Origin of the sequence: Bacteroides sp. AF25-38AC (assembly GCF_003602995.1) — a bacterium.
GTDB lineage: Bacteria > Bacteroidota > Bacteroidia > Bacteroidales > Bacteroidaceae > Bacteroides > Bacteroides uniformis.
Map to the genome: position 1 here is coordinate 43,027 of NZ_QTMD01000025.1, position 16,828 is coordinate 59,854.

A 16,828-nucleotide genomic window follows, 5' to 3' on the forward strand; every position below is an offset into this window, starting at 1 on the left:
TGTTCTTAAGTTTTTGAGGTTGTTATAATGTTACCTGGACTCCAAATGAGAATGTGCGTGTAATAGGAGCTATACGTCCCCATCCACCGGCTGTAAGTCCATTGCCTGTACTGATTTCGGGGTCGACTGGAAGGTCATTCCCTTTGTGGAGCAGAAAGAGGTTGCTGCCACTGAAGTAGATACGTGCTTTCTCAATGTAGGCTTTGCGTGTCCACTCTTTCGGAAGGGTATATCCCACAGTTACGTTCTTCAGACGAAGATAGGACATGTCTGTCAAATAGCGGGATTGGGGATAGTAGTTGTTGCAGCCGTTAGCTATACCGGATACGGTACCTCCACTATTATTTGTACCACGATAAAGACGTGGATAACGGTTGCCTTGATTTACCTCATAACCGGTAATGGCGGTATAGTCTGAATTCCAAAGCACTTTGTTATAGCTTGTTTGGTGGGAATAGATGGCTACGTCGGCATGTACCATGGCGGGAAGGTTTAGGGAAGAAGTCGTCCAGTCCTCACGTTTGCCTACACCTTGGAAGTAGAGGTCAAGGTCGATACCTTTCCACGCTCCGCCTAAATGGAAGCTGTATTCGTAGCGTGGCATAGAGTTTCCGATGACTTTCAAATCGCCGTGGTCGTCTGCTGTGCCTTTTCCACCGTCAATCTTGCCATTGCCGTCCAAATCCTTGAACTTGACGTCTCCCGGGCCGTAATGGAAATTACCGGATTCCAGTCCTGCCTGGCTTGCAATGCCGTTTGCATAATTCCATGAGCCGTCTGCATTTTGGCTGGTGAAGTCTTTTCCCTCGAAGTAACGGTCGGTTTCAAAACCGAAAATGTCACCGTAGGTTTTACCGGTGTAATAGGTGCTGAGCAGTTTGGAATCATTGTCCCACTTTGTTACTTTAGTCTTGGAGTCACCGATGTTGAAGTTGGCATATACGTCGAAGTCGCCGAAGGTATGGCGCCAGTTCAAGTTCAACTCCCATCCACGTGTACGTAAGGTACCGGCATTTTCATAAGGAGCAGAAGCACCCAGAGTGTTCGGCAATACTTGTGCCGGTGCCAGCATGTCACGATTCTCACGTTGGAACCAGTCGAAACCTATAGTCAGTTCGTCATTCAAGAGACCCAGGTCAAGACCTATATTGAGGGTGCGGATACGCTCCCAGGTCAAAGTACTTGATACCAAATCCGGCATGTTATACATGGTCAGGAGATTAGCGTTGGCATTATTGTTTTCAATCCAATAGATATAGCCGGTACTTTTATTGTTCAACCGTTGGCTTATTAATTGTTCGAACATGTAGTCGCCCACAGCCTCGTTGCCGATTTCGCCAAAAGAAGCACGCAACTTACCATTGCTGACAATATGTTTCAGTGGGGCGAAGTAGGCTTCTTCGGAGAAGCGGTAGCCGATGGATGCAGAAGGGAAGAAGGCCCACTGGTCGGTATGGGGGAAACGGGAAGAACCGTCGTAACGTCCGTTCAGTTCCAATAAATAAATGCCTTTGTAGTCATAATTGATACGGCCGAAATAACCGGCAGAAGCGCGGGATGTATGATTCCAACTCAAATCTTGTCCATCCTTGCCAGCCATATTCAGTTCGGGGTATCCCTCTTGATCGTACATCACATTGCGGGTACCATACAGATATTTGTATTCCTCTTCTTCTGCGTTGACACCTGCCATTACATTCAGGTTGTGTTTTTTGGCAAATGTTTTGGTATAGTTTACGTATGCGTTGGCCGTCCATGTGTTCTGTTTGGAAAAGTCTCTCCAGATACCGCTATTGCCTTTAGTGACGATGTAAGAGGGTACCGGTTTCCCGCTCCAATTGATGCCGTAAACGGAGTTGTCCTGCGAACCGCTGTTCATATTCTGAATGGCATATGTAAAGTCTGCATTAAGGGTCAGTCCTTTAACGATTTCAGCTTTCAAGAAGGTGTTCATACGGGTCAAGTCTGTTGTCACTTCACGATCGGCAGCTTGCTTCTGCATGGCCATGACGCGTGTGTCATAGCCGTCGATTGTGCCCGAAGGAATGAAATAAGAACCCCAACGCCACAAATATTGGTAGGTGTTGGCCCATGTGTCCGGGCGTTTATAGTTCTTACGACTATAGTTGATGCGTGCACCCACCTGTAGCCAGTCGTAAACATTAGTGGTGACATTGACTGAGGCATTGTACTTTTTTAGTTCGTCCGGGTGAATCTTCATCTGTCCTTGCTTTTCGTTGTAGCCGAAAGATAGGTAGTAATTGGTCTTACCAGATGTTCCTTGTATAGAAACATTGTGGCTCATGGAAGGAGCAGCTTTGTTGAAGTAGATGTCCTGTACATCCCAGTCAGCATAATAAAAAGGAGTGCCGTCCAATACGATATAGTCACCCACGTTACTATCGCTTTGGTAGAGGTTCATAGGACGGTAGCCGGTCTTGCCGCCGTTCTGTTGCTGCCACTTTTCGGCGTAAGGTAACAATTTGTCGAAATACATACCGAACAATTCAGGCATACCGGCACCACCGTTCATACTGGCTTCGATACCCATCTTTAATTGTGTGGGTACATCGGGATAGTCCGGCAGGTAAGTAGCTTGATCCCATGCAAAATTGTTGCTGTAATTGATGGTAACCTTTTCGCTAGGCTTTGCGCTCTTGGTATTGATTAGAATCACACCGAAAGCGGCGCGCGTTCCATAAATGGAGGAAGCGGAAGCGTCCTTCAGTACGGAAATATTTTCGATGTCTTGCGTATCGAGGAAAGAAATGTCATCCATCGGAACGCCGTCCACTACAATGAGTGGATTGCTGACTTCTCCATTACTCAATGTCCCCAAACCACGTATACGCATGGAGGCTGTCTCGTCGATGGCACCACTTGTGGTGAGAATGCTTAGTCCCGGAACAGCCCCTTGCAATGCTTTGGCTACATCTTGTTGTGGACGACCTGCCATTGTCTTGTTTAAGTCCACTGTAGAAACTGCTCCTGTCAAGTTAGCCTTCTTTTGTACACCGTAGCCTACTACTACTACTTCATCCAGCATCTCGGTATCTTCTTTCAGAGTTATTCTCATCGTTTTGGCTGCCTTCACTTCTTGTGTCTGATAGCCCACAAATGATATTTTTAGTGTTGCTCCCGGTGTTATGGTCAATGTAAACTTACCGTCTAAGTCGGTAATTCCGCCGTTGGTAGTCCCTTTTTCTACTACGCTGGCACCGATAATCGGTTCGCCGGCTGCATCGATAACTAAACCGCTGATAGTGATAGCTTGTAATTGTTCTGTTACGCCAAGCGAATTATCAGGATTGGCTTGTGCAGCCATCACGTTGCCGCTGCTTAATAACAGTGAGCTGATTGCCACTGCTGTGAGGAGTTTGCTATGTGTTAGTCCTCGTTTTTTGTGATCTTCATTCATAAATGATTGATGATTTGTTGTTAATTAAATACTTCTTAAATTTAGGGTAAGGGTAATAAGGACCGAATAGTGAGACTATTCAACTTGCAGGATTGTTTCTTTTTCCATAGGCATTTTCTCTTTTTAAAGGTTTATAACTTTATATTATCTCTTGTTTTTCTATTTGTTTGCCAAGTCCAGACGGAACTTAGTTATATATTATACAAGGTTAAAATCTTGTTAATTACTTAACTCTATTGGTTGTTTTAAGAGATAAAAAACTCGTTATTAACAAAGGTGAGAAATGATTCATTCATTTCGTCCTAACAAAGATACATTATTATTTAATATCAAGAACATTCCTTTGCATTTATTTAACTTTATATTTATACATTTGCAAAAAGGAGGTTATACACCTTATTATATAAAGAATTTAAGGTTCTTCTATATTTAAAGAATGGAATTCAATCAGGCCATTCATTGGTGTTTCTTCAATGATTTCCAGTTCGATGCCAAATTCACGGGCAACTTCCCGCAAAATGGTCGCGTAGCTGTAAGCCAATGAACCCACAAAACGAATAGGATAATTTTTGTAGTCATATTGGCAGACATTACGAGTAAAGAAATTTCTCAGATTACCGGTAATCAGCTCAAATACATAGTCATCATTGGTATAATCAGCCAAAAAATAAGATATAGTAGACAAAAAGCGATTGGGGAACGGGCGGTTATACACAGATTCCATAACCTCATTCGGACTTATACGGAACTTCTCAAAGAAATCCGCCGTTACATCTTTAGGAGCCAAACCTTTCAGTACATCAGACAAGAACATTTTGCCCAATACAGCACCACTACCCTCATCCCCCAGGATGTAACCTCCTGCCCGGACATTCTTTACAACGATTTTCCCATCATAAAAACATGAGTTTGAGCCGGTTCCCAAAATACAAGCAATGCCGGCCTCGCATTTGAACAAGCCACGTGCAGCTGCCAGCAAATCACTCTCTACCTGAATTGGAGTTTTGAATTGTGCTACCAATGAAGCTCCCAATACATTTTTCTTTTCATAAGAAGTACATCCGGCACCATAATAATAGACTTGTTCCAATTTCCTTTTGAAAAAATGCTCGGGTAATCCTAACCGCACACTTCGGCTAATCTCTCTTCTCGTTTGAAAGAAAGGATTTAAGCCCTCTGTGAAGGCTCGCTGTATCAGACGATTATCTTCAACCAGCGCCCATTCTGTTCTCGTAGAACCACTTTCTGCAATTAGTTTCATAGGTAGTTAGTTTTAGAATTGAATACAAATATATAGCTTTTTTTAATCTTTCCAAGGCTATTTCAAGAAAAAATCATTTTACTGGCCATACATCTCCCTTTTGCTCATATCCTCAATCATCCAACAAAGTATTCCCACTTTTCCAACGCAACCGCGTTTTAGTCAAAACAAGACGATAACAGACTAATAATAAGATACTATCTGACTGAATTCCAAGTTCCGTCTGGACTTGGTAAATAAATAGAAAAAAGAGAGATAATATAAAAATGTGAACCTTTAAATAAAGAAAACGCCTATGAGAAATTAAAGAAGCCTTCGGAAATAGTCTGACTAATCCGAACTATATGATTCCCTTACCCTAATTTTGAAAAACTGGTTTAATTAACAAAATCATCAATCACTTATGAATGAAGATCGCAAAAAACGAGGACTTGCCAATGGTAAGTTCTTTACGGCGGTGGCAATCTGTGCTCTGTTTTTAGGCAGTGGCAACGTGATGGCTGCCCAAACAGCATCCAACGACTCACAAGGAGTACAAGAACAGATGCAATCTATCTCTGTAACTGTCACAGTTGTAGATACAAAAGGTGAACCTATTATTGGTGCCAATGTCATTGAGAAAGGTACGACCAATGGTGGCATTACGGATTTGGATGGAGTTTCCAAATTAAATGTAAAGCCCGGTGCTATTCTGCAAGTATCATTTGTGGGATATACTACTCAAGAAGTTAAGGCAACTTCGGTAATGAAGGTTGTTTTGAAAGATGATACGGAATTGTTGGATGAAGTTGTCGTAGTAGGCTATGGTGCACAGAAAAAGGTGAACCTGACCGGTGCGGTGGCTTCCGTGGACGTGAACAAAACAATTGATAGCCGTCCTATCACGGATATAGGCCGTGCCTTGCAGGGGGCGGTACCGGGATTGACCATTACTACTAACTCCGGTGAGATAGGTGGTGCGCCTACTATCAAGATTCGTGGTAGTATCGGTTCTCCAAATGGTGACTCCAAACCGTTGATTCTGGTAGATAATGTGGAAGTAACGGATATTTCTATGGTGAATCCGGACGATATTGAAAGTATTTCTGTATTGAAGGATGCCGCTTCTGCTTCTATTTACGGTGCCCGTGGTGCATTTGGTGTATTGCTGATTACCACAAAATCAAGAAGTAAACATGAACGTCTCTCTGTAAAATATACCAATAACTTTGCATGGCGTACGCCGACCAAGACGCCCGAACAACTTCCGGGATGGCAGCAGGCTGATATTAACTTGCAAGGTGTAATCAATCAGACTAAGGGGTCTACCGCATTTTATAACGTAGTGGGTAATATGCGTGTGGATGCTACACATGTACAGAAAATGAAGGATTACTGGGACAAATATGGTTATGGTGACCAGTTTGGCCGTGAGATGGAATTGGGTCGTGACTTTGAGTTCCGCGATGGCGGTATGTTCTTTATCCGTACTTGGGACTGGTATGATGAATACATCAAAGACTGGGCTCCGCAACAGAACCATAGCCTTTCTATCAACGGTGGCAACGGAAAGACTAATTACAATATCGCTTTGGGATATCTGAGCCAGGATGGTATGATGAAAGTCAATTCGGACAACTATAAGCGTTACAATGCCAATATCTCTTTGAACTCTGAATTAAACAAATATGTGTCTATCCGTACAGGTGTCATGTTCACCCGTTCTGACTACGACAAGCCATTCAACTATAATACTGATCTTTACGACCCGATGTACTATCTGTATCGTTGGCAGCCGATGATGCCTTACGGTACTTTTGAAGGCAAGGAGTTCCGTAACGCCTTGACCGAACAGAAAAGTGCTCCTATTACCACAAAAGAACGTGAGTATCTGCGTTTGACAGGTGGTGCAACTATCAAGCCTATCAAAGATTTAACACTGGATATAGATGTTGCTTATAGCAGCGTGGAAAATCGCTATAAGAAGTATGGTACACCGAGCTTGACCAGTGGTTATGAAATCTTCACTGCCCGTCCGTCTGTTGAGGCATTACGTGATTCTTATGGCAGTTATCTATCTGCTGCTACTTATGATTATGTATATCAGGAAACCGGACGCACGGAGAATCTGACAGCCAATTTCGTGGCAACTTATGCCAAACGCTGGGGAGATCATGATTTTAAGGCAATGGCAGGTTCCAGCCTTGAAAAGAGCGAATATGAATATTACTGGGCGCAACGCAAAGGTCTGCTCGACCCCGCAAAACCGGAATTGAATCTGGCTACAGGTGACCAGACTACAAGCTCCTCGCATACTTGGTGGTCTGTAGCAGGCTTCTTCGGACGTCTTAATTATTCTTATAAAGACCGATATATGTTGGAACTGAACGGCCGTTATGACGGTTCCTCCCGTTTCCCCTCTGGGAATCGTTTCGGTTTCTTCCCATCCATGTCTGCCGGTTACCGTATTTCTGAAGAACCGTTCATGCAGTCACTGAAGCCTTATCTGAGTACGTTGAAGATTCGCGGCTCTTGGGGTATGATTGGTAACCAGGATGTAGGTACCGACCGTTATATCTCCACTCTGTCCACTTCTGTAGACAGTTGGATTATCGATGGAAAGAAAGTACAGTCAACACAAAAACCGACTATTGTGTCTTCAACCCTTACTTGGGAGAAGGTTACTACACTTGACCTTGGCTTGGATGCCCGTTTCTTCAATGACGCTTTGGGAGTAACGTTTGATTGGTATAACCGTACTACCAGTGATATTTTGACTACTGCCAACCTACCTGCCACATTGGGTGCTGACGCTCCATATGAAAATATGGGTACTATCCAGACCAAAGGATGGGAACTTGCCATTGACTATCGCCATACCTTCAAGAATGGTCTGCACTTTGGCGTGACGGCTTCTGTTGCCGATGACAAGACTGAAGTAACCAAGTGGACGTATAATACAAAGATTCCTTCTTATGGAGCTACCGGCTGGTGGGATAAGAGTGCTTATAAAGAAGGTATGGTTTTGGGAGATATCTGGGGCTTGCAGTTCGACCGTTTCTTGACGGAAGATGACTTTAATGCTGACGGTTCTTTGAAAGCCGGTTTGCCCGACCAGACTAAAGTATTCCCTGCCGGTTATCAATTTGCTCCCGGTGATGTGCTTTATAAAGACCTCGACAACAACGGTGAAATCGTAAAACAGACCAATACAAATGACAAGGGTGACCTTAGTGTTATAGGTAACGCCCTGCCGCGTTTACAGTTTGGTTTGAATCTGGATGCTGCTTGGAAAGGCTTTGATATAAGCATGTTCTTCCAGGGGGTAGCCAAAAGAAAACTTTGGGCGGCAGGTAACCAGGTATTACCAGGCTTTACTACCGGTGAACCCTTCTACAAAGGTGCTGAGGATTATTGGACTCCCGAAAACACAGATGCTTTCTATCCCCGTCCGATGGATTACAAGCAGTCTGCTTCGGGTAACTATAGCGTGAATGACCGCTATTTGCTGAATATGGCTTATCTGCGTCTGAAGACGTTTACTGTAGGATATTCTCTTCCTAAGGTTTGGTTGAGTAAATTCAAAGTGCAAGGTTTGCGTGTTTATTTCACTGGTGAAAACCTTTTCACCATCGACGGTGTGAAACCTGCTATCGATCCGGAAATAGGAATACGTACGGCCAGTGGTAAGAGTGACCAGCGTAACTTTGGCCGTAGCTATCCATACCAGAAGACAGTGTCGTTCGGTATTCAGCTTAGTTTATAATCTAATAGTAATTGCAGTTATGAAAAAGAAAAATTTATTATACATCGTTTGTGCGTTGGCAATGGGCTCGCTCTGCGGTTGCGACGATTTTTTGAATAAAGACCCGCAGGACAAGCAGACCAATGACACTTATTGGCAGACTGAAACTTCTTTGCGTACTTATGCGCAAGACTTCTATTCTTCCTACTTTACAGGATATGGTACCGACTATACTGTTTTTGCCGGTTATTTCTCTGGAGATGACTATACGGATGATTTTATCAATCTGAATAATGCAAATACAAACGGTTCAGGATATATTTATTTCTCCACTTCTGCCACTACGGACTGGAATAGCCAGACAGGAACTTGGTCGGGCAATTATAGTGTTATTTATAAAGCCAATGTCATGCTTGAGAAGATTCCCGGAATGAATATTTCGGACGAAGCCAAGAGACACTGGGAAGGTATTGCACGCTATTTCCGTGCAATGGCCTATAGTACGCTGGCAAAGTATTATGGCGGTGTTCCTTACTACGATAAGGTGACAGACCCGGCAGACCCGGCTCTTTATAAAGACCGTGATTCTTATTTGTATGTAGCGCAGAAGATACAAGAGGATTTTCAATATGCATTGGATAATGTACGTACGGATGATACGAAGCGCCAAGTCAACAAATATGTGGTTGGTGCGTATATGTCACGCGAAATGCTGTATCATGCCACATGGCTGAAGTATCACGGTACTACTGTAGGTCCTACTTCAGAGAAGGTGGCGGATGGTGATATTAAGAACTTGCTGCAAGGAGCCATTAATGGTGCAGAGGTAGTGATGAACTCTGGTATCTATTCAATAGGCAATACCTATAATGCTTTGTTTACTACGGACGATTTGGCTAACAATCCGGAAGTCATCTGGTATCGTGAATATACAAGCGGTTTGCAGTGTAATGCTTTGATGTCCTACAATGGTCCGGAAGATCAGACTCAGGGTGGTGTGACGCAAGATGTAATCAACACTTATCTTTGTAGTGACGGTTTGCCGATAGGTCAGTCTCCGCTGTATCAAGGTAAGGAAGACCCGAGTATTCAGAAGTCATTTCAAGACCGTGACCCGCGTTTGTATCAAACAGTTGCCGACAGTCTTCGTATCATGAGCGCCATGGGGACAAATTATACCGAAGGTACATCACCAACGGGATATCCTACCAAAAAGTTCTTGAACGACGAGTGGTGGGTGGCTGGTCTGGATTATTGTACCGGTAGATTAAGTCCGGCTGATGCGCCGTGCATCCGCTATGCGGAAGTATTGCTGAACTATGTAGAGGCGCGTTATGAGATTGCCCAAGTGGGTGGTAACGCTTTCACTCAGAGTGACCTTGACAAGTCTATCAATGAACTCCGTGACCGTCAGCTGACGAAGTGGGGAGATACTGAAGCCAAGACAATGCCGAAAGTTCAACTGAATGGCGGCAACTTGAGTGTGAATGGAGTTGTTATCAATGACCCTGCCCGTGACCCTGATGTCAATCCGGTTTTGTGGGAAATCCGTCGTGAGCGTCGTATTGAGTTGATTATGGAAGGCCGTCGTGGTGAAGACCTCCGTCGTTGGGCCAAGTTTGAATACTTAAACTCAGAAGATGCAAATGGTTATCCTGCCATGTCTTTCCTGGGTGCTTATGTCAATATGGCCGATTATCCGGAAATATCTTCAAAAGATGATTCCGGCAAGAGAGTGCTCTATCTGTTCGACCCGGAGAATCCGGGTAATGAGGATACTGAAAAAGGGTATATTTATTATCTTCGTGAAAAGGAACTTCGTATATTCAAGGCTGGTGAATTGAATTCGGAACGCTACTATTTGCGTGCCATACCGGCTGCACAGTTGACTATTTATGAGAATAAAGGTCAGGTATTGACTCAGAATCCAGGTTGGTGACAAAGTTATTTTAATTGTTGAATAAACGAGGGTGTGTCTTCATTTGAGGTACACCCTTTTGTTCTAATTATAAAAAAATAGTCAGAAATGCGATTAAAAAGGATCCTTTTATTTGGGGGCGTTTGTCTTTTCGTTTTATCCATACAAGCGCAGTCACTTTCCTCATCTTTACATCCTAAGCGTGAATTTAGGGCAGCATGGATACAAACAGTACATGGGCATTTTCGTGATATGCCTACGAGGCAGTTGCAGGATACTTTGCTTGTTATGTTGGATTCTCTGCGGCAGGTTGGCATGAATGCTGTTATTTTTCAGGTTCGCCCGGAAGCGGATACATTTTATTCTTCGGAGTTAGAGCCATGGAGCCGTTTCCTCACTGGGGAGCAAGGGAAAAAGCCGGAACCGGAATGGGATCCTATGCGCTTTATGATCGAGGAATGTCATCGGAGGGCTATGGAGTTTCATGCCTGGATTAATCCTTATCGGGTAAAGAATAAGTTGGATGATGAATTGGCATCTACACACATCTATAATCGGCATCCAGAGTGGTTTGTTGTTTACGGTGACCAACTTTTTTTTGATCCAGCGTTGCCTGAAAGTCGCGAGCATATATGTAGGGTTGTGGGTGATATTGTGAGGCGTTATGATATAGATGCTATCCACATGGATGATTATTTTTATCCTTATCCGATTAAGGGACAAGATTTCCCAGATAATGAGAGCTTTATTCGTTATGGTGAGAATTTTACCGATAAAGGAGATTGGAGGCGTAATAATGTAAATTTGCTGATTGAAAAAGTACATAAAACTATACGGGAGATTAAACCGTGGGTGAAGTTTGGTATCTCTCCGTTTGCCATTTATCGGAATGCTACTACTGATCCACTCGGTAGTAGGACGGGTAGTCTTCAAAACTATGATGATTTGTATGCTGATGTGCTTTTATGGCTTCGTGAGGGTTGGGTGGATTATAATATTCCTCAGCTTTACTGGGAAATAGGGCATCCGCGGGCAGATTATAAAGAACTCGTAGAATGGTGGGCGAGACATGCAGAAGAGCGTCCTTTGTTCATAGGGCAATCGGTGGAAAATTCAGTACGAAATGTTGACCCCAATAATCCGGCCTTTAGTCAGCTGGGGTGTAAGATGATGTTACAGCGTTCTTTTCCCGAGATAGGAGGTAGTTGTCAATGGTCGGCTTTTACTTTACTGGCAGATACAGCTGGGTATCGTGAACGTTTGAAACGGGAGTATCATAAGTATCCTGCATTGCCACCCGTGTTTACTTTTATAGATAACCAAGCACCGGGAAAAGTGCGCAAACTCACAGCTTTGTGGGTGAACGGTGAATATATGCTTCAGTGGCATGAGCCGAAGTATAAGAGTGAAATGGATCGCGCTGTGCAATATGTGGTTTATCGTTTTACTTCCAATGAAAAAATAGATCTTGATGATCCTTTAAATATTGTATCCATCGTATGCGACAACTTTTATAGATTGCCTTATAAAGATGGGGAAACGGAATATCGTTATGTAGTGACAGCTCTTGACCGTTTACATAATGAATCCGCTCCCATGATGAGCCTTGTGAAATTATAGACGGAGATTGCTCAAGTAGTGAGAAATTTTTGAGGGTACTGAAAATATGAATAATTTATACTTTCAGTACCCTCAAATAATTTTATGTGGTAATCCTCGAACTTACAGTGCCTTTTCCTTAATCAGGTATTCTGCAATCTGCACGGCATTCAGTGCAGCGCCTTTCTTAATCTGGTCGCCCACAATCCAGAACGTCAATCCGTTTTCGTTGCTGAGGTCCTTACGGATACGACCTACGTAAACCGGGTCTTTGCCCGCGAGGAACAACGGCATGGGGTATTCCTTTTCTGCCGGGTTGTCCATCAACACTAGTCCGTCGCCTTTGGCAAATGCTTCACGGGCTTCTTCGATGGAGATAGGACGCTCGGTCTCTACCCAGATACTTTCGGAGTGGGAGCGGAGAGCGGGAACACGTACGCAGGTAGCGCTGACTTTTACATCAGAGTGCATAATCTTGCGGGTCTCGTTGAACATCTTCATCTCCTCTTTGGTATAACCGTTGTCGGTGAATATGTCGATTTGCGGAATGAGGTTGAATGCCAGCTGGTAAGCGAATTTCTCAACGGTTACGGGTTCGCCTGCCAATACCTGGCGGTACTGCTCGTACAACTCATCCATGGCAGCGGCGCCCGCACCACTGGCAGCCTGATAGGTAGAAACGTGTACGGTCTTTATATGGGAAAGCTGTTCGATGGCTTTCAGTGCCACTACCATTTGGATAGTCGTACAGTTAGGGTTGGCAATGATACCGAGAGGACGTTCTTTGGCGTCGGCGGCATTCACTTCGGGCACTACCAAAGGTACATTGTCGTTCATACGGTAAGCGCTGGAATTGTCAATCATCACTGCTCCGTACTTGGTAATGGTTTCGGCAAATTCTTTGGAGGTGCCTGCGCCTGCGGAAGTGAAAGCGATATCAACCCCTTTAAAGTCATCATTGTGTTGCAAGAGTTTCACCTCGATCTGTTTACCGCGGAAGGTATATTTGGTTCCGGCACTGCGTTTAGAACCGAACAATACTAACTCGTCCAACGGGAAATTTCTTTCATCGAGCACTCGCAGGAACTCTTGTCCCACGGCTCCGCTTGCTCCAACAATAGCTACTTTCATTTTTCTTTTGTTTTAAATTAAGTTTATAAAAAAGTGAAATACTATCTCTAAAAAGATAGAATTGGTCGCAAATTTATAACAAAATGCTGTATAACACCGCATAAAGTGAAAAGTTTTTCGTTATTTTGCATTCAAAACCTAAAACTTATAGCCTATGGATTGGTTTGACTTCAGCTTGAAACTTCCCATCACCGACCCTACATGGATATTCCTCCTTGTACTCCTCATTATATTGTTTGCTCCCATATTGTTGAATAAGCTTCGTATTCCGCACATTATCGGAATGATACTGGCGGGGCTTGTCATTGGGGAGCATGGTTTCAATATCTTGGTGCGTGATAGCAGTTTTGAGCTTTTCGGCAAAGTAGGCTTGTATTACATTATGTTCCTTGCCGGTCTGGAAATGAATATGGGAGACTTCAAACAGAACCGGGGCAAAGCGCTTGTTCTGGGGCTCTTGGCTTTTATTGTGCCCATAGGCATAGGCTTGGTAACGAATATAGCTTTGTTGAAGTACGGGGTACTGACCTCTGTCCTACTGGCAAGTATGTATGCATCGCATACACTGGTGGCCTATCCCATCGTGATTCGTTACGGTGTGTCGCGGCATCGCAGTGTGAGTATTGCAGTGGGGGGGACGGCGGTTACGGATACACTCACTTTGCTGGTCCTGGCCGTTGTGGGTGGTATGTTCAAGGGGGAGTCGGACGGCTTCTTCTGGGTATGGCTTGTCATAAAGGTTATCTTCCTGGGTATTTTGATTGTATATCTGTTTCCACGCATAGGCCGTTGGTTCTTCCGGAGGTACGATGACAACGTGATGCAGTTCATATTTGTGCTTGCCATGGTTTTCCTCGGAGCCGGATTGATGGAGTTTGTGGGGATGGAAGGTATCCTGGGTGCTTTCCTTGCAGGTTTGGTTTTGAACCGGCTGATTCCGCATGTCTCTCCGTTGATGAACCATCTGGAGTTTGTGGGCAACGCCTTGTTTATTCCCTATTTCCTGATAGGTGTGGGTATGCTGATTGATGTGCACGTGATTTTCGGTCATGGCGATGCTCTGAAAGTAGCGGCTGTAATGATTGTGGTGGCATTGGCAGGTAAATGGATTGCCTGCTGGCTGACGCAGAAAATATATAAGATGGGAGGGATTGAACGGGAGCTGATGTACGGATTGAGCAATGCACAAGCAGCGGCAACGCTGGCGGCTGTGTTGGTGGGATACAACATCATTCTGCCCAATGAGGAACGCTTGCTGAACGATGATGTTTTGAATGGTACTATCCTGCTGATTCTTGTAACTTGCATTGTGAGCTCGTTCATTACGGAGCGTGCCGCACGGAAGATTGCCATGGAGGAGGCGCATCTGGAAGAAAACCGCTCCGTGGAAGCGGAGAAGATATTGATTCCGATAGCCAACCCCGATACGATTGAAGACTTGATAAATCTTTCTTTGGTGATACGCGACCCGAAGCAACGGGATAATCTGTTGGCACTGAATGTCATCAACGATGATAGTAGCTCTGAAAGTGCCGAACTACGCGGGAAACGCTATCTGGAAAAGGCTGCCATGATAACGGCCTCGGCAGATGTGCCGTTGAGGCAAATCACGCGTTACGACTTGAATATCGCTTCGGGCATTATCCATACAGCAAAAGAATATGCGGCAACGGATGTCGTTATAGGTCTGCACCGTAAAGTCAATATTGTGGATTCATTCTTCGGTATGCTGACGGAGAATCTGCTGAAGGGCTTGCATCGCGAGGTGATGGTTTCCAAGTTCCTGATGCCCATTAACACAATTAGGCGGGTGATTGTGGCGGTACCTCCGAAAGCCGAGTATGAGGCGGGATTCCTGAAGTGGGTGGAACATTTCTGCCGGTTGGGGAGTACTTTGGGCTGTCGGGTGCATTTTTATGCCAATGAAGAGACTACCGCCCATCTTCAAGGGCTGGTGAAAGCCAAATATGGACAGACATTGACAGACTTTTCCCGCCTGGACGACTGGGGAGACCTGCTGATACTGACCGGACAAGTGAATTTCGACCATCTGCTGGTCATCATCAGCGCCCGCCGCGGCTCCATCTCCTATGACAGCTCCTTCGAGAAGCTACCGGCACAAATCAGCAAGTACTTTGCAAATAACAGCCTGATAGTACTCTATCCCGACCAACTGGGCGAGCCGCAGGATGCGGTATCCTTCTCCAACCCGCGTGGCAACAACGAGTCGCAGCACTACGAGAAGGTAGGCAAATGGTTCTATAAATGGTTCAAGAAGAATTGACGATTGACAATTGATAATTGACAAAAATCTGTGTAAATCCGTGTAATCTGTGGTGAAAATGGAAGATTGGCAACAACGAACGCAACTTTTATTAGGAGATGAAAAAATGGAACGCCTGCGCCGGGCACATGTACTTGTCGTAGGACTGGGTGGTGTAGGTGCTTATGCGGCCGAGATGATATGCCGTGCCGGAGTGGGGCGGATGACGATTGTCGATGCCGATACCGTGCAGCCTACGAATATAAACCGTCAGTTGCCGGCTCTGCATTCTACCCTGGGGCAAAAGAAGGCGGAGATATTGGCATCACGTTTCAGGGACATTAATCCGGCTCTGGAACTGAGAGTGTTGCCCGTATTCTTGAAAGATGAGAACATACCGGAACTGCTGGATGATGCGGCTTATGACTTTGTGGTGGATGCCATCGATACGCTTGCTCCAAAATGCCACTTGATAGCGGAAAGCATGAAGCGGCATATCAAGATAGTGTCCAGCATGGGGGCAGGAGCAAAGAGTGACATTTCGCAAGTGCGCTTTGCCGATATCTGGGATACCTATCATTGCGGGTTGAGCAAGGCTGTGCGTAAGCGTCTGCAAAAAATGGGCATAAAGCGGAAACTTCCAGTTGTTTTCAGCACCGAACAGGCTGATCCGAATGCCGTTTTGCTGACGGACGACGAGATGAACAAGAAGTCCACCTGTGGAACAGTGAGCTACATGCCCGCAGTTTTTGGCTGCTATTTGGCCGAATATGTAATTAAAAGACTATAGTAATAGCACTTGAAAGAAAACTATCAAATAGTAAATAGTAAATTGTCAAATTGTAAATAGCCTAGTGATTCATTTAGAGAATATAACGAAGAGTTTCGGTAACCTGCAAGTGTTGCGGGGTATTGACCTGGAGATAGAGAAAGGGGAGATTGTCAGCATTGTAGGCCCCAGTGGAGCGGGTAAAACTACCTTGCTGCAAATCATGGGTACGTTGGATATGCCGGATGGCGGTTCGGTGGTTATTGACGGTACACGAGTCAACCGTATGAGGGAGAAGGAACTTTCCGCATTCCGCAACCGCCATATCGGCTTTGTGTTCCAGTTCCATCAACTGCTGCCGGAGTTTACGGCTTTGGAGAATGTAATGATACCAGCCTTCATTGCCGGAAGAGGACAGCAGGAAGCCAAGGAGGCGGCTACGGAAATTCTTGAATTCATGGGGCTTGCCGAACGGGCCTCCCACAAGCCGAATGAGTTGTCGGGAGGTGAGAAGCAGCGTGTGGCGGTGGCCCGTGCTCTCATCAATCATCCAGCAGTGGTGCTGGCAGATGAACCTTCCGGCAGCTTGGATACCCATAATAAGGAAGAACTGCACCAGCTCTTTTTTGATTTACGTAACCGTTTCGGACAAACGTTTGTTATCGTAACCCATGATGAAGGACTGGCGCAGCTCACCGACCGGACGATACATCTGATTGACGGGGAAATCAATAAAATGGTCTGA

The 16,828-nt window shown here is 44.9% G+C and carries 9 protein-coding genes; 6 read left to right on the top strand and 3 right to left on the bottom strand.

Going from position 1 to position 16,828, the window contains the following annotated elements; genetic code table 11:
* Positions 1-22: 22 nt before the first annotated feature.
* Both DWY55_RS15940 and DWY55_RS15945 read right to left on the bottom strand, forming a co-directional pair.
* Positions 23-3,418: a SusC/RagA family TonB-linked outer membrane protein gene (locus tag DWY55_RS15940; RefSeq protein WP_120178149.1), complete on the bottom strand. Its 3,396-nt coding sequence runs from the start codon at positions 3,416-3,418 to the stop codon at positions 23-25.
* 412 nt (positions 3,419-3,830) lie between these two features.
* Positions 3,831-4,679, bottom strand: coding sequence for a hypothetical protein (locus DWY55_RS15945; RefSeq protein ID WP_005824933.1), 849 nt, complete (start codon positions 4,677-4,679; stop codon positions 3,831-3,833).
* 403 nt (positions 4,680-5,082) lie between these two features.
* Between DWY55_RS15945 and DWY55_RS15950 the strand changes: the two genes are divergently transcribed.
* The 3 genes from DWY55_RS15950 (at position 5,083) to DWY55_RS15960 (ending at position 11,941) form a co-directional block, all read left to right on the top strand.
* Positions 5,083-8,424, top strand: coding sequence for a SusC/RagA family TonB-linked outer membrane protein (locus tag DWY55_RS15950; protein ID WP_008662812.1), 3,342 nt, complete (start codon positions 5,083-5,085; stop codon positions 8,422-8,424).
* A gap of 19 nt (positions 8,425-8,443) precedes the next feature.
* Positions 8,444-10,342, top strand: a complete 1,899-nt coding sequence (locus DWY55_RS15955; protein ID WP_005834695.1) for a RagB/SusD family nutrient uptake outer membrane protein — start codon at positions 8,444-8,446, stop codon at positions 10,340-10,342.
* A gap of 87 nt (positions 10,343-10,429) precedes the next feature.
* A complete protein-coding gene (locus tag DWY55_RS15960; protein WP_057097740.1) occupies positions 10,430-11,941 on the top strand; it encodes a glycoside hydrolase family 10 protein in 1,512 nt (503 codons plus the stop codon).
* Between the two features lie 102 nt (positions 11,942-12,043).
* Here DWY55_RS15960 and DWY55_RS15965 read toward each other — a convergent pair whose 3' ends face one another.
* Positions 12,044-13,051 (bottom strand): aspartate-semialdehyde dehydrogenase, encoded by a 1,008-nt coding sequence (locus DWY55_RS15965; RefSeq protein ID WP_117588722.1) that lies wholly within the window; start codon positions 13,049-13,051, stop codon positions 12,044-12,046.
* 154 nt (positions 13,052-13,205) lie between these two features.
* Here DWY55_RS15965 and DWY55_RS15970 point away from each other — a divergent pair, with 154 nt between their 5' ends.
* The 3 genes from DWY55_RS15970 (at position 13,206) to DWY55_RS15980 (ending at position 16,828) form a co-directional block, all read left to right on the top strand.
* Positions 13,206-15,335, top strand: coding sequence for a cation:proton antiporter (locus DWY55_RS15970; RefSeq protein ID WP_120178150.1), 2,130 nt, complete (start codon positions 13,206-13,208; stop codon positions 15,333-15,335).
* 58 nt (positions 15,336-15,393) lie between these two features.
* On the top strand, positions 15,394-16,104 hold the full coding sequence (locus tag DWY55_RS15975; protein WP_005834703.1) for a ThiF family adenylyltransferase: 711 nt from the start codon (positions 15,394-15,396) through the stop codon (positions 16,102-16,104).
* 64 nt (positions 16,105-16,168) lie between these two features.
* On the top strand, positions 16,169-16,828 hold the full coding sequence (locus tag DWY55_RS15980) for an ABC transporter ATP-binding protein (protein WP_035449877.1): 660 nt from the start codon (positions 16,169-16,171) through the stop codon (positions 16,826-16,828).